This window comes from Phyllobacterium sp. T2-21, assembly GCF_055378485.1.
In genome coordinates this window covers 3,301,126-3,321,097 of the sequence record NZ_AP027912.1, presented here as the reverse complement: position 1 = coordinate 3,321,097, position 19,972 = coordinate 3,301,126, and the positions used below count along the sequence as shown (strand labels likewise).

At 60.7% G+C, this 19,972-nt stretch carries 16 protein-coding genes; 9 read left to right on the top strand and 7 right to left on the bottom strand.

The genetic code is table 11. From position 1 onward, the window contains the following. Positions 1 to 215: 215 nt before the first annotated feature. Complete coding sequence (ypfJ, locus tag ACZ5FP_RS16510; RefSeq protein WP_403183775.1) at positions 216 to 1,160, top strand: KPN_02809 family neutral zinc metallopeptidase; 945 nt, start codon at positions 216 to 218, stop codon at positions 1,158 to 1,160. Positions 1,161 to 1,342: 182 nt separating this feature from the next. On the opposite strand, the gene ACZ5FP_RS16505 is transcribed toward ypfJ, so the two are convergent. After that, positions 1,343 to 2,065, bottom strand: a complete 723-nt coding sequence (locus tag ACZ5FP_RS16505; RefSeq protein WP_464661307.1) for an aspartate/glutamate racemase family protein — start codon at positions 2,063 to 2,065, stop codon at positions 1,343 to 1,345. Positions 2,066 to 2,211: 146 nt separating this feature from the next. Here ACZ5FP_RS16505 and ACZ5FP_RS16500 point away from each other — a divergent pair, with 146 nt between their 5' ends. Beyond that, entirely contained in the window at positions 2,212 to 2,676 is a 465-nt protein-coding gene (locus ACZ5FP_RS16500; RefSeq protein WP_464661306.1) for an Lrp/AsnC family transcriptional regulator, read from the top strand. A gap of 160 nt (positions 2,677 to 2,836) precedes the next feature. Then, complete coding sequence (locus tag ACZ5FP_RS16495; protein WP_464661305.1) at positions 2,837 to 4,108, top strand: TCR/Tet family MFS transporter; 1,272 nt, start codon at positions 2,837 to 2,839, stop codon at positions 4,106 to 4,108. Here ACZ5FP_RS16495 and ACZ5FP_RS16490 read toward each other — a convergent pair. Together ACZ5FP_RS16490 and ACZ5FP_RS16485 are read right to left on the bottom strand one after the other, a co-directional pair. Then, on the bottom strand, positions 4,103 to 4,657 hold the full coding sequence (locus ACZ5FP_RS16490; protein WP_464661304.1) for a TetR/AcrR family transcriptional regulator: 555 nt from the start codon (positions 4,655 to 4,657) through the stop codon (positions 4,103 to 4,105). The two genes, ACZ5FP_RS16495 and ACZ5FP_RS16490, sit on opposite strands and share 6 nt — an antisense overlap. Before the next feature lie 2 nt (positions 4,658 to 4,659). After that, positions 4,660 to 5,133 (bottom strand): nuclear transport factor 2 family protein, encoded by a 474-nt coding sequence (locus ACZ5FP_RS16485; protein WP_464661303.1) that lies wholly within the window; start codon positions 5,131 to 5,133, stop codon positions 4,660 to 4,662. A gap of 158 nt (positions 5,134 to 5,291) precedes the next feature. On the opposite strand from ACZ5FP_RS16485, the gene ACZ5FP_RS16480 reads away from it, so the two are divergent. Next, positions 5,292 to 6,212 carry an aldo/keto reductase gene (locus ACZ5FP_RS16480; protein WP_464661302.1) on the top strand — a complete coding sequence of 307 codons (921 nt, stop codon included), beginning with the start codon at positions 5,292 to 5,294 and terminating at the stop codon, positions 6,210 to 6,212. Positions 6,213 to 6,378: 166 nt separating this feature from the next. On the opposite strand, the gene carA is transcribed toward ACZ5FP_RS16480, so the two are convergent. After that, the gene (gene carA, locus ACZ5FP_RS16475; protein ID WP_464661301.1) at positions 6,379 to 7,617 is read right to left on the bottom strand and encodes a glutamine-hydrolyzing carbamoyl-phosphate synthase small subunit; all 1,239 of its coding nucleotides are present in this window, start codon (positions 7,615 to 7,617) and stop codon (positions 6,379 to 6,381) included. Positions 7,618 to 7,900: 283 nt separating this feature from the next. On the opposite strand from carA, the gene ACZ5FP_RS16470 reads away from it, so the two are divergent. Beyond that, complete coding sequence (locus ACZ5FP_RS16470) at positions 7,901 to 8,350, top strand: GatB/YqeY domain-containing protein (RefSeq protein WP_223612634.1); 450 nt, start codon at positions 7,901 to 7,903, stop codon at positions 8,348 to 8,350. 581 nt (positions 8,351 to 8,931) lie between these two features. On the opposite strand, the gene ACZ5FP_RS16465 is transcribed toward ACZ5FP_RS16470, so the two are convergent. Next, positions 8,932 to 10,602, bottom strand: a complete 1,671-nt coding sequence (locus ACZ5FP_RS16465; protein ID WP_288193545.1) for a Na/Pi cotransporter family protein — start codon at positions 10,600 to 10,602, stop codon at positions 8,932 to 8,934. 383 nt (positions 10,603 to 10,985) lie between these two features. Here ACZ5FP_RS16465 and dnaG point away from each other — a divergent pair, with 383 nt between their 5' ends. Both dnaG and rpoD read left to right on the top strand, forming a co-directional pair. Then, positions 10,986 to 12,956 carry a DNA primase gene (gene dnaG / locus ACZ5FP_RS16460; protein WP_464661300.1) on the top strand — a complete coding sequence of 657 codons (1,971 nt, stop codon included), beginning with the start codon at positions 10,986 to 10,988 and terminating at the stop codon, positions 12,954 to 12,956. 305 nt (positions 12,957 to 13,261) lie between these two features. Then, a complete protein-coding gene (rpoD, locus tag ACZ5FP_RS16455; RefSeq protein ID WP_105732097.1) occupies positions 13,262 to 15,286 on the top strand; it encodes an RNA polymerase sigma factor RpoD in 2,025 nt (674 codons plus the stop codon). Between the two features lie 459 nt (positions 15,287 to 15,745). On the opposite strand, the gene ACZ5FP_RS16450 is transcribed toward rpoD, so the two are convergent. Together ACZ5FP_RS16450 and ACZ5FP_RS16445 are read right to left on the bottom strand one after the other, a co-directional pair. Beyond that, positions 15,746 to 16,270 (bottom strand): TIGR00645 family protein, encoded by a 525-nt coding sequence (locus ACZ5FP_RS16450; protein ID WP_403177294.1) that lies wholly within the window; start codon positions 16,268 to 16,270, stop codon positions 15,746 to 15,748. Between the two features lie 130 nt (positions 16,271 to 16,400). After that, positions 16,401 to 18,725, bottom strand: coding sequence for an OmpA family protein (locus ACZ5FP_RS16445; RefSeq protein ID WP_464661299.1), 2,325 nt, complete (start codon positions 18,723 to 18,725; stop codon positions 16,401 to 16,403). A gap of 263 nt (positions 18,726 to 18,988) precedes the next feature. On the opposite strand from ACZ5FP_RS16445, the gene ACZ5FP_RS16440 reads away from it, so the two are divergent. Together ACZ5FP_RS16440 and ACZ5FP_RS16435 are read left to right on the top strand one after the other, a co-directional pair. After that, positions 18,989 to 19,453 carry a YcgN family cysteine cluster protein gene (locus ACZ5FP_RS16440; RefSeq protein WP_464661298.1) on the top strand — a complete coding sequence of 155 codons (465 nt, stop codon included), beginning with the start codon at positions 18,989 to 18,991 and terminating at the stop codon, positions 19,451 to 19,453. A gap of 117 nt (positions 19,454 to 19,570) precedes the next feature. Then, complete coding sequence (locus ACZ5FP_RS16435) at positions 19,571 to 19,924, top strand: antifreeze protein (RefSeq protein WP_464661297.1); 354 nt, start codon at positions 19,571 to 19,573, stop codon at positions 19,922 to 19,924. Positions 19,925 to 19,972: the final 48 nt, after the last annotated feature.

The following is a 19,972-nucleotide window of genomic DNA, read 5'->3' as shown; positions in this document are numbered from 1 at the left end:
CGCAGTTTCGGATGGAAAAGGAATGCGGCGACGCTTTGTGCTCATCCTGCTCCGAAACAACGGGCGGACTCTGCATTATTCGGTCATGAAAATTGATCGTGAACTGATTGCAGCCAACAGTTGAAAATAGCATCGTGCATGGAACAAATAAGGAGCTATACTGTTGATGTGCAACATATCAGCGGCATGGCCGAGGGTTCATCTGGAGGTGGGTAATGCGCTGGCAGGGCGGTAGGCAAAGTGACAATGTTGAGGACCGCCGCACCGATGGCGACGATGGCGGCACTCCCGGCGGCATGGGCAATGGCGGCGGCTTCCGCTTTCCCAGCGGCGGCGGCATACAGTCCGTGCGCGGCGGCGGCATATCCGGTATCCTTGTCCTTGCGGCCATTTTCCTGTTCCTGAAATTCTGCACCAATATCGATCCGATGCAGATTCTGGTGGATGGCGGCATGATGGATCAATCATCGCCGGGACAAAGCCAGAGCCAGTCGCCCGCCTCACGCCCGACGGCGCAGGCCAATGACCAGATGACGCAGTTCGTCAAGACCGTCCTGGCCGAGACCGAGGATGTCTGGACCGGCATCTTCCAGGCGGAGGGCAAGCAGTATCCGCCGCCCACCCTGGTGCTGTTCAGTGGACAGACCCGTTCGGCCTGCGGTTCCGCCAGCGCGGCGACAGGACCGTTCTATTGTCCGGGCGACCGCAAGGTCTATATCGATCTGAACTTCTACAACGAGCTGGACAAGAAGTTCGGCGCATCGGGCGACTTTGCCCAGGCCTATGTGCTTGCCCATGAAGTGGGCCACCACGTGCAGAACCTGATCGGTGTCCTGCCGAAGTTCAACCAGATGCGCCAGAACATGAGCGAGGCCGACGCCAATGCCATGTCCGTGCGGGTCGAATTGCAGGCGGATTGCTTTGCCGGTATCTGGGGGCATTTCACCCAGCAGAAGGGTATTCTGGAAGCGGGCGACCTGGAGGAAGCGCTGAATGCCGCCAAGCAGATCGGCGACGACACCTTGCAGCGCAAGATGCAGGGCTATGTGGTTCCCGAAAGCTTCAACCACGGCACGTCTGCCCAGCGCAGTTCGTGGTTCAAGCGCGGCTTCGACAGCGGCAAGCTCGATAGCTGCGATACGTTCAGCGGCGCGATCTGATAAGACGCTCGCGCTGCATGATGAGTGGTGCGTGGTTCGACAAGCTCACCATGAGGGAGGTTGAGAGTTGCAGGGAGCCTTATTCCGCGACGTTCGCGATTGGCATGCAGCTAACCCACCTCCCTCATGGTGAGCTTGTCGAACCACGCACCACGCACCTGCAAGCCTGAAATCACAAGAGGCTAAACGGCGGTCTGCTGATCCGTGAAATCCCGTCCCAGCGCCAGCGATACGGCGGCCTCGGAGTGGATCGTGGTCGAATCGAACATCGGCAGGGCGACATTGTCACCGGTGAGGGAGAGGCAGATTTCGGTGCAGCCGAGAATGACGCAGTCGGCTCCGGCTTCCCTGCCGCGTACGATGATCTTTTCCAGCGCCTGACGGGACTCTTCCTTCACGATGCCGCAGCAGAGTTCGTCGAAGATCACCGCGTGGACTTTTGCCCGGTCGATTTCATTGGGAACCATAACCTCGATGCCGAATGCATCGCGCATGTAGTCGGCGTAAAACCCGTGTTCCATGGTGTAGCGCGTCGCCAGTAGCAGCGGACGTTGCATGCCGGCGGCGGCAAGCACCCGGCCGGTTTCCTGCCGGATGTCGATCAGCGGAATGCTGACGGAACCTGCCACCTCGCTGGCAACGAGATGCATGGTGTTGGTGCAGATGAGAACGCAGTCGGCGCCGGCCGCTTCAAGCCGCCTGGCCGCGTCCGATAACAGTGCCGCGGCATCGTCCCAGCGGTTGCTTTTCTGCAGGGCGACGACTTCGGAGAAATCCAGCGATTGCAAGGCCACCTTGGCGGAGGCAAGGCCGCCCAGCCGGGCGCGGACGGCTTCGTTGATCTGCCGGTAATAGACGGCCGTGCTTTCCCAGCTCATACCGCCAATCAGCCCAATCGTGCGCATTCTCATTCTCCCTTTGAAGTCATTGCGGGAATGATAATTCAGATGCCGCGCGAACGGTTCGCAAAGTTTGCGGATTAAATCTGTCGTCACGCAAAAGATTGGCGTATATTCCGGCCGCAACGCCGAAATATTGCGCGGGAATGGATATGCTCGACCATCGTGACCGTAAAATCCTGGATTTGCTGCAAGCGGATTCGTCCATCGCCGTGTCGGATCTGGCCGACCGGGTCAGCCTGTCCGTCTCCGCCTGTTCCCGCCGCATCCAGCGTCTGGAGGAAGAGGGCTATATCGCCCGCCGCGTCGTTCTGCTCGACCGGCCGGTGATGGGGCTGCCGACGACGATGTTCGTCATTGTCCGCACCGCGCGCCATTCCGCCGACTGGCTGGAGCAGTTCCGCGCCGCGATCATCGATATCCCGGAAATCGTCGAAGTGCACCGGATGACCGGCACCTTCGACTATATCCTCAAGCTCGTTCTCCCGCGCGTCGAAGCCTATGACGGTATCTACAAGACGCTGGTGGAAAAGGTCGAGTTTTTCGACATATCCGCTTCGGTTTCGATGGAGACGCTGAAGGCAACCACCGCCCTGCCAACCCGTTATGCCAGGTAGGGATGTGGCAGCATATGTCAGGAGATATTGATTCCTGAGCATAATCGGCAAGCATTTTCTCAGATTTTCTGATCATGTTCACGTATTGTTTCACTCGTGGAAATCGATTATGAGCATTTTCCGGATCAATTTCGTTCCGGAACGCCAAAAGTGAGTTTCGATGATTGATCCTGTCCTTGCCAAGCGCGGGCTGACTCTTGTCTTTGTCATGCTCCTTATGGATGTCATCGGCATCGCGATCATCGTGCCGGTCATGCCGGCCTATCTCGAACAGCTGACGGGATCGGATGTCAGTCACGCGGCGATAGACGGCGGCTGGCTGCTGTTCGTCTACGCCGCGATGCAGTTCGTTTTTGCTCCACTGATCGGCAATCTGAGCGACCGTTTCGGCCGCCGTCCGGTGCTGCTTGCCTCGGTGTTCACCTTTGCCATCGACAATCTGATCTGCGCGCTCGCAACGAGTTTCGGCATGCTGTTCATCGGCCGCGTGCTGGCGGGCATCAGTGGCGCGAGCTTTTCCACCGCCTCCGCCTACATCGCCGATGTCAGCACCGACGAGAACCGCGCCAAGAATTTCGGCCTTCTCGGCATTGCCTTCGGCGTCGGCTTTATCCTCGGTCCGATCATCGGCGGCCTGCTCGGCGAGTTCGGTCCGCGCGTGCCGTTCTTCGGTGCGGCGCTGATCGCCTTCCTGAATTTTCTCGTGGCCTATTTCTTCCTGCCGGAAACGCTTGCAACGAAGAACCGCCGGACGTTCGACTGGAAGCGCGCCAATCCGCTCGGCGCTCTCAAACAGATGCGCGGCCACCGGGGAATCCTGTGGATCGGTCTCGTCTTCTTCATGCTCACCCTTGGCCACATGGCCTATCCCTCGGTGTGGTCGTTCGTCAGCGCCTATCGCTATGACTGGAACCAGCGGGACATCGGCCTGTCGCTCGGCGTGTTCGGCATGGGCGGCGCGCTGGTCATGGGTTTCATCCTGCCGCGCGTCGTCGCCCGCTTCGGCGAGTGGCGGACGGCGGTGATCGGGCTGGTTTTCACGGCGCTCGGTTTCTTCGGCTATGCCGCGGCGTGGCAGGGCTGGATGGTCTATGCGGTCATCGTCGCGACCTGCCTGGAAAGCCTGGCGGATCCAGCCATGCGCAGCATCGCCGCCGCCAAGGTTCCGCCGTCGGAGCAGGGCGAATTGCAGGGCGCGATGACCAGTCTGTTCAGCATCACCAATGTGATCGGTCCGCTGATTTTTACCCAGATTTTTGCGATGTTCACCGCGCCGGCGGCATCGGTGGCCTTCGGCGGCGCCCCCTATGTGCTCGGCGGGCTCTTCGTGGTGATCGCCGTCGCCGTCTTTGTCCTGCGGGTGGAAAAACCTGCTATTACCGCGCATGAGCCGCTGGAACAGGCGGCGCTGGTCTCAAGCGAAGCCTCATAACAAGCGTTTTTCGATCCGCTGCATGGCCCGTTCGAACACGGCAGGATCATCCAGCGCGCGGGCAAGAACCAGTGCGCCCTGAATGTTGGCCACCGCTTCTTCCGCGAGGTCGATTGCCTGATCAGGGGCGTGGCCGGTCTTCTGCAGGGCTATCGCAAGCGCATTCCGCCATTCTGCGAAGTAGTCGAGGATAGCGCCGGCAAAGCGATCCCGAACATTATCGAGGGCAAAAGCACCCACGACACAGATGCGGCATCCCGAATGAAAATAATCCGACACGGCCCGGCACATGGCACTGATGGCTGCGGCCGGATCGTCCGACTCGCGCAGAGGGTGATAGATCCGGTCTTCAAACCACGTATCGATATGGTGCAGGACCGCTGTTGCCATCTCTTCCTTGCCGCCGGGAAAGAAGTGGTAAAGGCTGCCGCGGCCGAGGCCGGTCTTGTCGCCGATGACTGCGAGGCTCGCCCCCTCAAAACCATATTCGCGAAAGATCTCGGCGAGAACGGGTACGATGTCGGCGCGCTCGGCGATGGTTTTGACCATGCTCAGAGGCCGAGTTCCGACAGGCCCGGATGGTCAGCCGGGCGGGAGGCGGCGCGGTCCCAGAAAAACTTCCGCTCGGACTCCGCGATCGGCAGATCATTGATACAGGCAAAGCGCGTGCGCATCAGGCCATTCTCGTCAAACTCCCAGTTTTCGTTGCCATAGGCCCGGAACCAGTTGCCGGAATCATCATGGTATTCATAGGCAAATCGCACGGCGATGCGGTTGCCGGTGAAGGCCCACAGCTCCTTGATCAGGCGATAATCGAGCTCGCGGTTCCATTTGCGCGTGAGAAATGCGGCGATGGCATCACGGCCCTGGATGAACTCTGCGCGGTTGCGCCAGTAACTGTCCACGCAATAGGCGAGCGCCACCCGTTCGGGATTGCGGCTGTTCCAGCCATCCTCGGCGGCCCTGACCTTCTGGATCGCAGTCTCGCGGGTGAAGGGAGGAAGTGGCGGGCGTTGTTCCGGCATGGTCATCTCCATGGATTGTACTGATTGGTAAAGTCTGTATCGATAGGTACAATCGCCGTGCATTGTTGTCAACGAGAATCGCAGATTCGCATGCGCACCTTTGACTGGCCGCCCCTTTGCGCTATGCAACGGGTCCACCCGCCGAAACGAGGTTTTCCATGTCCGCCCAAAACCGTATCCCGCTCAATTCCGAAGGTCTGTCGCTGTCCCGGCTGGTGCTGGGCGCGTGGCGGCTGCTCGATCAGGGCGCAAAGCCGTCCGCGGCCGAGGTGGCGCGCCTGATCGACGAGGCAATCGCGCTTGGCCTGACCAGTTTCGACCACGCCGATATCTACGGCAATTATGGTGTCGAGGCGGCTTTCGGCGCGGGCCTTGCCGGCCGGAGCGGCAAGCGCCAGTCCATCGAGCTGATCACCAAATGCGATATCATGCTGACATCGGACCAGCGCCCGGAGAACCGGGTGAAGCACTACGATACCAGCGCGGCGCATATCAAGGCGTCCGTCGACCGTTCGCTGCAGAACCTCAGGACCGATTATATCGACGTGCTGCTGCTGCACCGCCCCGATCCGCTGATGGAAGCGGATGACACGGCGGCGGGATTGCAGGATGTGGTGAAGGCAGGAAAGGTGCGCGCCGTGGGCGTGTCGAATTTCACGCCGCCGCAGATCGACCTGCTGGCATCGCGCCTGCCATTTCCTGTGGTAACGAACCAGATCGAAATGTCGGTCACCTCAACGGCGCCGCTCACCGATGGCAGCCTCGATCACGCCCAGCGCCTGCGCTACGCGCCGATGATCTGGTCACCGCTTGGCGGCGGCAGCCTGTTTACCGGCACGGGCGAGCAGGAGCAGCGCGTGCGCGCGGCGTTGCAGGCGGTGGGGGCTGAACTCGATGTCGATGATATCTCGGCGATTGCCATTGCCTGGCTGCTGCGTCATCCGGCGCGGCTGGTTCCCGTGCTCGGCAGTCTGAAGCGGGAGCGCCTGGCGAAAATGGTGGCGGCGCTCGATATCATGCTCGAGCGCCAGCAGTGGTTTGCCATCCTGAAAGCCAGTACCGGCCGGGATGTTGCTTAAGTTATAAGCTGCATTCCCGCTGTGCGTGGTTCGACAAGCTCACCATGAGGGAGGTGGGCTGATTTCAATGCAAATTGCAAAGGTTGCAGAATATACCCCCTGCAATCCTCGTCCTCCCTCATGGTGAGCTTGTCGAACCACGCACAGCGGGAATGCAATATTTATCTTAAGCGGCCTGATCGCGCTCGGGCAGGGGCGCAAGACCCTGACGGGCGCGGATCAGATTGGCGAAACGGCGGAACAGGTAGTGCGAGTCCTGCGGGCCGGGCGAGGCTTCCGGATGGTGCTGCACCGAGAAGATGGCCTTGCCGGTGACGCGCAGGCCGCAATTGCTGCCATCGAACAGCGAGACGTGGGTTTCTTCCACGCCGTCGGGCAGGGAATCCGCATCGACGGCAAAGCCGTGGTTCATCGAGACGATCTCGACCTTGCCGGTGGTGTCGTCGCGCACCGGATGATTGGCGCCATGGTGGCCCTGGTGCATCTTCTTGGTGTCGCCGCCGAGCGCCAGCGCCAGCATCTGGTGACCGAGGCAGATGCCGAACACGGGAATGTCGGTCTTGATCAGGTCCTGAATCGCCGGAACCGCATATTTGCCTGTGGCAGCGGGATCGCCGGGGCCGTTCGACAGGAAAATGCCGTCGGGCTTGTGGGCAAGCACGTCGTCTGCCGTCGCCGTGGCCGGAACGATGGTGACCTTGGCGCCAAGGCCGGCGATGAGGCGCAGGATGTTGCGCTTGATGCCGTAATCGATGGCAACCACGTGGAATTCCGGTGCGGCCTGCTGGTCGAAGCCTTCATTCCAGACCCATGGCTTCTCGGTCCAGACCGAGCTTTGGCCTGACGTGACGTCCTTGGCCAGATCGAGGTCGAGCAGGCCGTGCCAGGCGGCAGCGCGTTTGGTCAGGGCAGGAATGTCGAAATTGCCGGCGGGATCGTGGGCGATGACGCCATTGGGCATGCCCTTTTCGCGGATGAGAGCGGTGAGCGCACGGGTATCGACGCCGGCAAGCGCGATCACGCCGCGCGCCTTCAGCCAATCGTCGAGATGCTCGGCGGCGCGGTAGCTCGACGGCGCCGTGATGTCAGCCTTGAAGATGGCGCCGACGGCACCGGCGCGGTTGGCCGGGGTCAGGTCTTCAATGTCTTCCCGGTTGGTGCCGACATTGCCGATATGGGGGAAGGTGAAGGTGACGATCTGGCCGGCATAGGAAGGATCGGTGAGGATTTCCTCGTAGCCGGTCAGCGCGGTGTTGAAGCAGACTTCCGCCTCGCAGGCGCCGGTTGCGCCCAGTCCCTTGCCCTCGATCACCGTTCCATCGGCCAGAACCAGCACCGCTGTCGGCTTGAATTCTGTCCAGGCTGCGGTCTTTGCACCTGCGTCTGTCGTTATCGGGGCGGTCATGCGGCACTCCTGCGTGGGCTTGCGTCGTCGTTCTTCATTGGGCATTGAAAAATGCCGTTCGGTATTCCATATGACATGGCTGAACGCGGTGGTCGATTGACCTTACCACCGCTGCAACAACCCAAAATGTCTGGCTAGGTCACGGACCTTAGAGAAAACCGCGCTTCCGGTCAATTGCGACACGACAACTCTTCGTGGAAATCGGTGCCGAACCGGTCCGCCGCGATGATTGATTTCGTTCGGACCCGCCGGTAGGCTGCGCGGACAACAGGAGAGTAAAGCCATGCGCGATACCATCGCCGGGGCACTGACAACCGCCATCAAGGCACAGGACAAGCGCCGCGTTTCCACGCTGCGCCTGATCATGGCCGCCATTCAGGATCGGGATATTCTCAATCGCGGATCGGGCAAGGACCCGGTCACGGGCGACGAAATCAGCGCGATTCTGGCCAAGATGATCAAGCAGCGCGAGGAATCCGCCAAGCTGTACGAGGACGGCAACCGGCTTGAGCTTGCCGAGCAGGAGCGCAGCGAGATCGAGATCATCCGGGGCTTCCTGCCCAAGCAGCTGGGCGACGAGGATATCCGTCAGGCCTGCTCGCAGGTTATCGAGGAAATCGGCGCGGGTGGCCTGCGCGACATGGGCAAGTGCATGAATGCGCTGAAGGAAAAATACGCCGGCCAGATGGATTTCACCAAGGCCAGCGGCATCGTCAAGGAAATCCTGCAGTAAGCTGCTGACACGGCATGTGCGGCGGATGGGATGCGCCGGGCGCGGCATTGCCTTGCCACGCCCGCGATCGCATCTGGCCATTGCAAAAGAGGAAAGACGGGCGGTCCCTGGAACGCGGGTCTTGGGGTATGCGGTATGCGATGCTTGCGATCCTGGGGACCACCCGCCCCGGCGATTTCAGGCCTTGCCTGTTCTGCCTTGTTTCCTCATCGGAAACGCGCACAGCCTCAGCGCAACCTCCTCATCCTGCAGGTTTTCCCTGCGGGACGAAGTGCCGGTCCTTTCCTGACTTTCGAAGGTTTCCGGAAGCATTCCCGCCGGAAAGGACAGGGATGAGAATATCTCGGCTTGGGATGTGGTGGATAAGTTGGCGTGATTTTTGTTTGATGGGTGGATGGCAGAGCCATTGTGCGTGGTTCGACAAGCTCACCATGAGGGAGGTGGAGGGCTGCGGAGCGTTACATCCTGCAACGTTTGTGATTGGCATTGCAACCAAATCACTTCCCTCATGGTGAGCTTGTCGAACCACGCACCGTGCTTCTGTCATCTCTGCAAACCAACAGCGCCCTATCGCCAATAAATCAGTTGTTCAGCGCGCGCAGGCGGGTGGTGTTGAGCAGGCCCTGTTCCTCCAGCACCGGATAGGCCATGGCGGCAAGCAGCGAGTTGATCTGCTTGAGGTCGCGGATGGTGTCGAGGTGGATCGAGCTGGTCTCCAGGCTGCGCAGCGTCCCCTCGCGCAGGCGACTGAAGTGGCGCTGGCTGCTCTGCTTTTCCAGATCGCGCAGAAGATCCTTTTCCAGCACCAGCTGGTGCGCCATTTCGCTGTCGCGCGACACCAGAACGTTGAACGCCATGCGCGCATTGGTCAGAACCTTTGCGTGGAAGTTGCTGAGTTCCAGCCAGCCCTCATCGGTGAATTTCAGCTTGCGGTCCATCTTCTTCTGCACGAGCGCGAGCATGTTGCGCACGATGATGTCGCCGACCTGTTCGAGCTTGACGCAGGCGCCCAGCAGTTCCTGGGCGCGGCTGACTTCCTGCGGCGACAGGGCGCGCGTGGTCAGCTTGGCCAGGTAAAGCTTGATCGCGGCATGCTTGCGGTCGACCTTGTCATCGAGGCCCGACAATTCGTCGATGCGCGCCTGCTCGGGATTCTCGTAGAGCCCGATGATCCGCTGCAGCATGATTTCCACGGTTTCGCAGACGCGTACGGTCTCGCGGGTGGCATTGGCAAGGGCAAGGCTCGGTGCATCGAGCACGCTTTCATCCAGCGCACTGAGCTCGGCCTGTTCCAGTGACGGGGCCTGCGGCGCCGGGGCATTGAGCGCGACGATGGCCTTGGTGGCCTTCAGGACGAGGCCCGACAGCGGCACGCCGGCAAGCAGGATGATGATGTTGAAAAGGATATGTGCATGGATGATCTGGTCGGCCGGCGCCGCACCGAGGAAGGCCACCGACGGCTTGAAGGTGAGGTAGGCGATGAGGATGACAAGGGAACCGGCGCCGCGCATCAGCAGGTTGCCCATCGGCACGATCCGCGCCTGCGGCGCGGCATTGCGGGTCAGCAGCGGCGCGATGAAGGACGAGCCGAGATTGACGCCGAACACCATGACGACGCCGAGTTCCGGATCGATCAGCCCGCGCGAGGCAAAGGTGACCAGCAGCAGGATGGCCGCGATGCTGGAATGGAACAGCCAGGTCATCAGCGCCGCCAGCATGAAGGCGGTGACCGGGTCGGTGCTCAGATAGCTGACGATGACGGGCAGGAGGTCGCTGTTGCGCAGCGGCTCGGTGGCCTGGCCGGTCATCTCGAGCGACAGCACGAGAAGGCCGATGCCGACGAGAATGCGGCCGATCTGGCGCCAGTCGCCGCGCTCGGTCGACATGAAGATGACGGTGCCGGCGAGCAGGCACAGAGGCACCAGCAGGGTCAGGTCGAAACTCAGGATCAGCACGACGAGCGCCGAGCCGACCTCGGCGCCGCGCACTGCCATCAGCCCGGAAATGCCGCTGACAATGCCGGAACCGACGAAGGAGCCGACGAGCAGGCTGACGGCCGTCGAGCTTTGCAGGGCGATGGAAAGCATCGTACCCCAGAGGACGGCAAGGACGGGATTGTGCAGCACGCCGCGCAGGCTCTGGCGCATGCGCTCGCCATAGGCGCGCTCGACACCGGTGCGAACCATGCGCGTGGCCCACAAGAGAAGGGCCACCGCACCTGCGAGATGCAATAAAACTGTCGAACCGTTCACTTGAGCCAATCCTAACGAGGTGGAAAAATGCGGTATACAACCAGACCAATTCTAGTTGCCAATTATTAAGATAACATATCAATCCAAAAGGGGAAAAAATATGTTCCGGCTAAGAAAAATTATGTCGTTTTTGACAAAGTGTAACAGTTTTATGACAGTCTTTGGCCGTGCCGGTAATGATGAGCCGGCTTTTCAATATGCGATCTGATAATTAAATCAAAAAGATAGGATGAGCGGGGGATGACCGGCTTGCAGACCTTTCACCGCCCCCCGATATGATGCAATATGGAACCGGTTCTGCAGACAGCTGTTGAAACCGTGGAAAATGGAGGCATTCAGGGCGTGAGCCCCCGAATCGCCGGATGAAGTGAACGAAGAGCAGCATGCGATTTCCGCCATCCTTTCTCGATGAGATCAGGGAGCGTGTACCGATTTCCAGTGTGATCGGCACGCGGGTGTCGTTCGACCGGAAAAAAACCAACGCGCCGAAGGGTGATTTCTGGGCGTGCTGCCCGTTCCATGGCGAGAAATCGCCGAGTTTCCATTGCGAGGACCGCAAGGGCCGCTACCACTGCTTCGGCTGCGGGGTGACGGGCGATCATTTCAAGTTTCTCACCGAACTCGAGGGCCTGAGTTTTCCCGAGGCGGTGCAGCGCGTGGCTGATATGGCCGGTATTCCCATGCCGGCGCGCGATGCCGAGATGGAAATGCGCGAGGCCAAGCGCGCCACGCTTTATGACGTCATGGATATGGCGACGAAATTCTTCGAAGAGCAGCTGCAGTCGGCGGCAGGTGCCAAGGCGCGGGCCTATCTGCGCGATCGCGGCCTGTCGGCGGCGACTCAGCATGCCTACCGGCTGGGTTATTCGCCGGAGAGCCGCAATGCGCTGAAGGAGCATCTGGCGCTGAAAGGCGCGACACGCGAACAGATCGAAGCCTGCGGCCTCGTGGTCTATGGCGACGACAAGCCGGTGTCCTATGACCGCTTCCGCGACCGCATCATGTTCCCGATCGAGGATCTGCGCGGGCGGGTCATCGCTTTCGGCGGCCGGGCGCTGACGCCCAACGCCCCGGCCAAATATCTCAATTCCAACGAAACCGAGCTGTTTCACAAGGGCAAGGTGCTGTTCAACGCCCTGCGCGCCCGGCGGGCCGCGCAGCCGCAGGCGGGGCAGGCCGCCAAGGCGGTCATCGCGGTCGAAGGCTATATGGATGTGATTGCGCTGGCGCAGGCGGGCTTTGGCCAGGCGGTCGCGCCGCTCGGCACGGCGCTGACGGAAGATCAGCTCGATCTGCTCTGGCGCATGTCGCCGGAGCCGGTCCTGTGTTTCGATGGCGATCAGGCCGGGATCAAGGCGGCCTACCGCGCCATTGATCTCGCCATGCCGGCGCTGAAGCCGGGGCGGTCGCTGCGCTTTGCCGTGCTGCCGGAAGGCAAGGACCCGGACGACCTGGTCAAGGCATCGGGCCCGCAGGCGTTTCAGGCCGTGTTGGACGATGCCCGGCCACTCGCCGACATGCTGTGGACGCGCGAGACCAGCGGCGGGGTTTTCGACACGCCGGAGCGGCGCGCCGAACTGGAATCCCGGCTCAAGCAGATGACGGCGCTGATTGCCGACGAGAATGTGCGCCGCCATTATGCGCAGGATGTGCGCGACCGCATCCAGCAGTTCTTCGGCTCGAGTCAGCGCAGCAACAACAACCGGCGCGACGGCGACCAGCGCGGCAATGGCCAGAATGGCTATGGCAACCAGAACGGCTATGGACAGCGGGGCAGGGGCGCGGCCTCGGGGCGGCTCGCCGTTTCCGACAGTCTTGCCCGCTCGGTGCTGGTCAAGACCACCTCGGCAGCGCCGCCCCTGCGCGAGACCGCCATCCTGATGACCCTGTTCAACCATCCCCGGCTGATCGAAGAGGATTTCGAAACGGTGGTGCGGCTGGAATTCAGCCACCCGGACCTGAAGCGGTTTCATTCCGCCATGCTCAATGCCCTGGCCGAGCACCACGTGGTGGACGGGCTGGAAATGCGCAAGGCCATGGCCGAGGCCGGACACGGCACGCTGATCGAGGCGCTCGAGGCCCTCGTGCGGCGCGCCCGCATGTGGACGGCGACGGCGGAAGCGGCGGAAGAGGATGCGCTCGAAGCATTGCGGCAGGCCGTTCACTTGCATCAGCGCGCAAGCACACTACATAAAGAGCTGAAAGTAGCTGAAACCGCGTTGGCGACGGAAACGACCGACGAAAACCTCAACCGGCTGCTCGATATTCAGAACGACATCCGCAACGCCCAGGCGACGGAAGCACTGATCGAGGGCTTTGGAATCCCTTCCGGACGGTCCGGAAAGGGTTTTTGACGAAATTGATTCGCTTTTTTGCCGCGAATCAGTTGAGTCGGGGTTGACGTGGGTCAATAATGACGGAATCAGATTGCGCGGAATTGAAAATATTGGGTTGATGTTTGTAGGTTTGGCTGAAAAACCGGCAAATACGGCAAATATACAATGTGCTCGCCATCGGAATAACAAGGTTAATCCGGCATTAACGGGATTTCGGCTAGTCGATCATTTATTACCTTGACGCTGCAGGGGAACCGGTGCGCCACCGCACTCGTTAGTTCCCATGCATGAACAAAGCGAAACGTCGCTTGGAGACATAGAATATGGCAACGAAAGCAAAGGAAAACGAAGAAGTAGAAGTCGAGCGCGAAGGCGCGCCGGACGGACCGCTTCTCGACCTTTCCGATGACGCTGTCAAGAAGATGATCAAGCTCGCCAAAAAGCGCGGCTATGTGACGATGGACGAGCTCAATGCCGTTCTGCCGTCCGAAGAGGTCACTTCCGAACAGATCGAAGACACGATGGCCATGCTCAGTGACATGGGTATCAACGTTGTCGAAGACGACGAGCAGGATGCGGACGCCGAAGAAGCTGACAACAGCGACGACGAGAGCGATGCCCGCGAGCTTGCCGACGCAACCGGCACCGCCGTTGCACCGACCACGACCAAGAAAGAGCCGACCGACCGCACCGACGACCCCGTGCGCATGTATCTGCGCGAGATGGGCACTGTCGAGCTTCTGTCGCGCGAAGGCGAAATTGCCATCGCCAAGCGCATCGAGGCCGGGCGCGAGACGATGATTTCCGGGCTGTGCGAAAGCCCGCTGACCTTCCAGGCTATCATCATCTGGCGCGATGCCTTGAACGACTCGCAGATTCTGCTGCGCGAAATCATCGATCTTGAAACCACCTATGCAGGCCCCGAGGCCAAGCAGGCTCCGGTGATCGAGCGCGTCGAGGAAGAAAAGCCGGCCGCCGGCAATGACCGTTCGCGCAGCCGCCGCGACGACGACGACATCACCAATGTCGGCGGCGATACGCCCGTTGAAGATGATGACGACGAGGATGATGAAGCCAATCTGTCGCTCGCCGCGATGGAAGCCGAGCTGCGTCCGCAGGTCATGGAAACGCTCGACGTCATCGCCGACACCTACAAGAAGCTGCGCAAGCTGCAGGACCAGCAGGTGGAAAACCGCCTCGCTGCCTCCGGTTCGCTGTCGCCAAGCCAGGAACGCCGCTACAAGGAACTGAAGGATCAGCTGATCAAGGCGGTGAAGTCGCTGTCGCTGAACCAGAACCGTATCGAAGCGCTGGTTGCCCAGCTCTACGACATCAACAAGCGTCTGGTGCAGAACGAAGGCCGTCTGCTGCGTCTTGCCGAATCCTATGGCGTGCGCCGCGAGGACTTCCTCAAGGAATATCAGGGCAACGAGCTTGACCCGAACTGGCTGAAGGCCGTTTCCAACCTCACCACGCGCGGCTGGAAAGAGTTCACCAAGAACGAAAAAGACACGATCAAGAACCTGCGCACGGAAATCCAGAACATGGCGCAGGAAACTGCGATCTCGATTTCGGAATTCCGCCGCATCGTCAACCAGGTGCAGAAGGGCGAGCGCGAAGCGGCTCTTGCCAAGAAGGAAATGGTCGAGGCAAACCTGCGTCTCGTGATTTCCATCGCCAAGAAGTACACCAATCGCGGTCTGCAGTTCCTCGATCTCATTCAGGAAGGCAATATCGGCCTGATGAAGGCGGTCGACAAGTTTGAGTACCGCCGCGGCTACAAGTTCTCGACCTACGCGACATGGTGGATCCGTCAGGCGATCACCCGTTCGATCGCCGATCAGGCGCGCACCATCCGTATTCCGGTGCACATGATCGAAACGATCAACAAGATCGTCCGGACATCGCGCCAGATGCTGCATGAAATCGGCCGTGAACCGACGCCGGAAGAACTGGCGGAAAAGCTGGCCATGCCGCTGGAAAAAGTGCGCAAGGTGCTGAAGATCGCCAAAGAACCGATTTCGCTGGAAACGCCGGTTGGCGACGAAGAGGATTCACATCTCGGCGATTTCATCGAGGACAAGAATGCGCTCCTGCCGATCGATGCGGCCATCCAGGCCAATCTGCGCGACACGACGACCCGCGTTCTCGCGTCGCTGACCCCGCGCGAGGAACGCGTGCTGCGCATGCGCTTCGGCATCGGCATGAACACCGACCACACGCTGGAAGAAGTCGGCCAGCAGTTCTCGGTGACGCGCGAGCGTATCCGCCAGATCGAAGCCAAGGCGCTGCGCAAGCTCAAGCATCCGAGCCGCTCGCGCAAGCTGCGCAGCTTCCTCGACAGCTAAACCGCAGACAATACGTTGGAAATGCAGACGGGATGGGTGAAAACCCATCCCGTTTTGCTTGATCGGGTGAGTGGTACAATCAGCCAACAGTTGCATCGACATAGTGCGTGGTTCGACAAGCTCACCATGAGGGAGAGTGGTGCTGCAAGGCTAAAGGGAAACATTGCAGTCTGAACAGTCTCGCAGAATACGGCTCCCTGCAATCCTCCGTCTCCCTCATGGTGAGCTTGTCGAACCACGCACTATGTCGATGCAACTATTTGAAACTCAGGCAAAAAGCGGTGCAGGAGCCACCACTGTTACCCTCCTTCTTGGGGGGGGGCGTGCACTCATTGCGCATCACGTGCTGCGCCGTCCATCGCGCGTGACTTGGTGGCCTTTTCAATATGATCGAGCCTGTGATTTTATGCGGGCAGACAAGAAAAAGCCCGGAAAATCCGGGCTCTTTGTTTCATTCGTTCAGATGGACGGCTCGTTCGATTTCTTCGCACCTTTGTCCTTGGCCATGATCTTGTCGATATAGGCGAGGAACAGCGCGGAGAAGACGAAGGCGAGGTGGATCACCGTGAACCACGTCAGCTGTTCCGTCGTGTATTTCGTCAGGTTGAGGAACACCTGCAGAAGATGGATCGACGAGATGGCGACGATGGTCGATGCCACCTTGATCTTGAGCGAACCGGCATCGATCGTGCCGAGCCAGTGCACGTCATCGGCCTGGTCAAAGCGGCTGACGAAGTTTTCATAGCCGGAGATGATGACCATCACCACGAGGCTGGCGACCAGCGCCGCGTCGATCAATCCCAGCATTTTCAGGATCGTTTCGGTTTCGTCGAGGCTCGTCACCTTCATGACGAAATCGAGCAGCTTTCCGGCAAAGGAAAAGGCATAGATGGCAAGCGCAACGGCAAGCCCAAGGTAGAAAACAACAAGCAGCCAGCGCGACGCCAGGATGATGTTTTCGATGAATATTTCGATACGTTTCATAAACAGCAGGGTCCGATTGATCTCATGCATCAGATAGCGATGCGGACGGCGAACTCAAGCCAAAACCACCGGCCGTCACAAAAAACCCGGACCGAAGTCCGGGTTTTCGCATGACGGCCTGCGGATCAGGCTATTTGCTGGCCAGCGGCTGCACCAGCGGGGTGATGCGGCGGATGGCGACGCGGCGGTTCTGCTGTTCGGGACCGTCGGTCTTGATCTTCAGGTAGCGTTCGCCGTAGCCCTGCGTCGCCATGTTTTCCGGCGGGATGCCGAAGACATTGGTCAGCGCCTGGGCAACCGATTCCGCCCGCTTGTCCGACAGCACGAGGTTGGCCTGATCGGAACCGACGGCGTCCGTATGGCCTTCGATGAGGAAGGTTTCCGCCGGGTTCTTCTTCAGGATCTCGGCCATCGCCTTGGCAACGCTGTCGAGACGCGGGATCTGGTCCTCGGTGATATCGGCCGAACCGAACTTGAAGGTGATGGTGTCCAGATCGATGCGGCGGACCTTGTCGCGGATACGGGCCGAGCGCTTGACCTCGTCGACCGAGTAGATGCGTTCGACGCGTTCCACCGGCGGGCGGGAGAAGAAGTCATAGACGTCGGCTTCCGGCACCTGATCGGCATCGAGGATGTAGTCGGCAATCGGGATATCAAGCACCAGCGGCGGCAGGTCAAGGCCGGGATCGCGCCACTGATAGCGTTCCTCGCGGTCGTAATCCGGCGTGTAGCTCAGCAGAACCTCACGCCCGTCGGGCATGACGCGCGACCGCTGGATCACATCGCCATAGCGGTTGCGGATCGTGACGACCTGGACGCCATTGTCACGCACGATGGTTTCACGGGTGCGGTTGCGCGGCAGGTTCTCGTAATAGACATCCTGCGCATCGCGCGACATGCGCGGACGGTCGGAGCTTTCCACGAAGATGTTGTTGTTGACTTCGACGATCGTGCGGTTGTCGATCTGCTTGATCACCTGCACGTCGGCCGGACGTTCCTCGCGCGGCGCCTGCTTGATGCGAGTGCCTTCCTCAGTGCGGATGGGCTCGATCCTGACCGGGACAAGTGCCTTCTGCACGTCCGCATCATTCTTCGGCGGCGGTGCGGGCGGCGTGGCTGGGGCCTGAACGGCGGGCTGCTGGACAACCGGCGTTGCAGCGGCCGGCTTGCCGGCGGCCTGGCCGCCCGTGCCCTTGGCCGGCGGCGCGGGTTTCTGGCTGTCAAGCACCGGCGCGGCATTTTCCGGCAGCGGCGATGGTTCCTTCGGTGCAGGTTTTCCAGCCTCGACAGGGGTTGCGGGCTTTTCGCCTGCTGCGGGTTCGGTGACCGGCGCGGGTTTTTCTGCAGCGGGTTTTGCCGTGGCAGGCTGTTCGGCAGCCGGCTTCTGGGCTTCGACAGGTTTGGCCGGCTTTTCGCCCGCTGCGGGTTCGGTGACCGGCGCGGGTTTTTCAACGGCAGGTTTTGCCGTGGCAGGCTGTTCGGCAGCTGGCTTCTGGGCTTCGACGGGTTTGGCCGGTTTTTCGCCCGCTGCGGGTTCGGTGACCGGCGCGGGTTTTTCAGCGGCGGGCTTTGCCGCGGCAGGCTGTTCGGCAGCCGGCTTCTGGGCTTCGACGGGTTTGGCTGGCTTTTCGGCCGCTGCCGGTTCAGTGACCGGCGCCGGCTTTTCAACGGCGGGTTGTTCGGGTGCAGGCTTCTGCGGCTTGGGCTGTGCCGGTTTTTCGGCAGGCTGTTCGGCGGCCGGGGCTTCCTTGGCGGCCTTGTCGGCTGCCTTCTGGGCGGCGTCGGCCTTCTTGCGCGTCTCGTCTTCTGCAGCCTTCTTGGCCTGTTCAGTTTCTTGCGCAGCAGCCGCCTTGGCAGCCTGCGCGTCCGCAGCGGCCTTTTGCTTGGCCTCCGCTTCCACGGCTTTCTGCTGTTCGGCGGCTTTCTGTGCCTCGGCCTGGGTGGCGCGCTTGGCCTGTTCGGCTTCCTGGGCGGCGGCCTTTTCGGCGGCCTTGGCAGCCTGTGCCTCCTCAGCCGCTTTCTGCTTGGCCTGGGCTTCTACGGCCTTCTGCTGCTCGGCCGCCTTTTGCGCTTCTTCCTGGGCGGCACGCTTGGCCTCCTGGGCGCGTTCGGCTGCCTGCGCTTCGGCGGCGTGCGCTGCCTCGTCGGCGCGCTTCTTGGCCTGTTCTTCCGCCTGCTGCTGGGCGTGGGCGGCGGCGGCAGCCTCCTTTTCAGCGCGTTGCTTTGCCTCTTCGGCGCGGGCGGCGGCTTCGTGCTCCGCTGCCTTTTGCGCTTCTTCCTGCTGCTTCTTCGCCAGCTCTGCAGCCGGATCGGCTGCGGCCTGGGCCATCAGCAGCGGTGCTTCATTGGTGTTGGAGGAGATGTAGGGGCGAGGGAGAGGCGACTGTTCCGCCATCGCCGAGGGCGAGGAGAACAGGATTGCTGTCGAAGCAAAAAAGAGCGCTGTACGTTTCATTGTCATCCCTGTCTTGCGTTTCCTTCCTTGGAAACACGTCAAATGTTTGTGACCGGAGGTTGTGCCAGCTTTGTGGCAGCCGATTGTCCATCGCGGTCTTCTCACCAGATTCCTTGAGCCTCACACCGGTACATGTGTGATCCTGCCTGAATCCGATTACAGCAAGATTGCACGGGCGCGCCTGTATCCGATGTGAAGGCGCCGTTCATCTTGCGTTCATGCAAAACTCTGGACGCGGCGGTGCGGCCGATGTATTGCAACGCATGCCCAAAGAACCATTCTGGAAAACCAAGACGCTCGACGAGCTGAACCGCTCGGAGTGGGAGAGCCTGTGTGACGGCTGCGGCCGCTGCTGCCTGCACAAGCTCGAAGACGAAGACACGGAAGAAATCTATTTCACCACGGTGGCCTGCACCCTGCTCGATGCGGGGACCTGCCAGTGCTCGGACTATGTGCACCGCAAGAAGAAAGTTCCCGATTGCGTCTTCCTGACCCCGGAGATCGTGCGCGAGGTGGATTGGCTGCCCGATACCTGCGGCTATCGTCTGATCGACGAGGGAAAAGACCTGTACTGGTGGCATCCGCTGGTTTCGGGCAGCGCGGACACCGTGCACGAGGCGGGCATTTCGGTGCGCGGCAAGATCACCGCCTATGATCATGACCTGAAAACGGACGAAGATTATTTCGACCATATGATGATGGCGCCATCGTCTTCTTCGGAAAATTAATCCTACTGAACGGGAGATGAACGGCGCGTTGAAGCTTTGTTCAGGTGAATAGTGGAACAAACGATCACCTTCCGGACTTTCCCGTCCGGAGCAACAACCAACAAAGGAGAAACGCCCATGTCCCGCATGTCCATCAAGATGCTCGCTGTGACCGCCGCTCTCGGGCTCGGTTCGGTGCTCGGCGTGAGTGCCGCCTCGGCAGCGCCGGTGGCATCGTCCATGGCTGATGCCGCCGGTCCGGTGTCCAATGTCGTCAAGGTCGATCATCGCTACGGTCACCGCTATCATGGCGGCTATCGTCCCGTCCGCGCCTGCAGCGTCAACCAGGCCCTGAACAAGGCAAGCCGCATGGGTATCCGCAACCCGCGCGCGGTTGTGAACCGCAATGCGGTCCGCGTCACCGGCTGGCGCTATGGCCATCGCTCGGCGGTTGTCTTTGCCCGCGCACCGGGCTGCCCGATCATCCGCTGATTTCATCCGTACACGTAATGCACGCTTAGGGCGAAAGTTGTATCTTTC

Bases quoted from the DNA above. Each gene is read 5' to 3' on its own strand.
- ypfJ (WP_403183775.1), top strand. From the start codon at position 216: ATGCGCTGGCAGGGCGGTAGGCAAAGTGACAATGTTGAGGACCGCCGC.
- ACZ5FP_RS16505 (WP_464661307.1), bottom strand. From the start codon at position 2,065: ATGCGCACGATTGGGCTGATTGGCGGTATGAGCTGGGAAAGCACGGCC.
- ACZ5FP_RS16500 (WP_464661306.1), top strand. From the start codon at position 2,212: ATGCTCGACCATCGTGACCGTAAAATCCTGGATTTGCTGCAAGCGGAT.
- ACZ5FP_RS16495 (WP_464661305.1), top strand. From the start codon at position 2,837: ATGATTGATCCTGTCCTTGCCAAGCGCGGGCTGACTCTTGTCTTTGTC.
- ACZ5FP_RS16490 (WP_464661304.1), bottom strand. From the start codon at position 4,657: ATGGTCAAAACCATCGCCGAGCGCGCCGACATCGTACCCGTTCTCGCC.
- ACZ5FP_RS16485 (WP_464661303.1), bottom strand. From the start codon at position 5,133: ATGCCGGAACAACGCCCGCCACTTCCTCCCTTCACCCGCGAGACTGCG.
- ACZ5FP_RS16480 (WP_464661302.1), top strand. From the start codon at position 5,292: ATGTCCGCCCAAAACCGTATCCCGCTCAATTCCGAAGGTCTGTCGCTG.
- carA (WP_464661301.1), bottom strand. From the start codon at position 7,617: ATGACCGCCCCGATAACGACAGACGCAGGTGCAAAGACCGCAGCCTGG.
- ACZ5FP_RS16470 (WP_223612634.1), top strand. From the start codon at position 7,901: ATGCGCGATACCATCGCCGGGGCACTGACAACCGCCATCAAGGCACAG.
- dnaG (WP_464661300.1), top strand. From the start codon at position 10,986: ATGCGATTTCCGCCATCCTTTCTCGATGAGATCAGGGAGCGTGTACCG.
- rpoD (WP_105732097.1), top strand. From the start codon at position 13,262: ATGGCAACGAAAGCAAAGGAAAACGAAGAAGTAGAAGTCGAGCGCGAA.
- ACZ5FP_RS16450 (WP_403177294.1), bottom strand. From the start codon at position 16,270: ATGAAACGTATCGAAATATTCATCGAAAACATCATCCTGGCGTCGCGC.
- ACZ5FP_RS16445 (WP_464661299.1), bottom strand. From the start codon at position 18,725: ATGAAACGTACAGCGCTCTTTTTTGCTTCGACAGCAATCCTGTTCTCC.
- ACZ5FP_RS16440 (WP_464661298.1), top strand. From the start codon at position 18,989: ATGCCCAAAGAACCATTCTGGAAAACCAAGACGCTCGACGAGCTGAAC.
- ACZ5FP_RS16435 (WP_464661297.1), top strand. From the start codon at position 19,571: ATGTCCCGCATGTCCATCAAGATGCTCGCTGTGACCGCCGCTCTCGGG.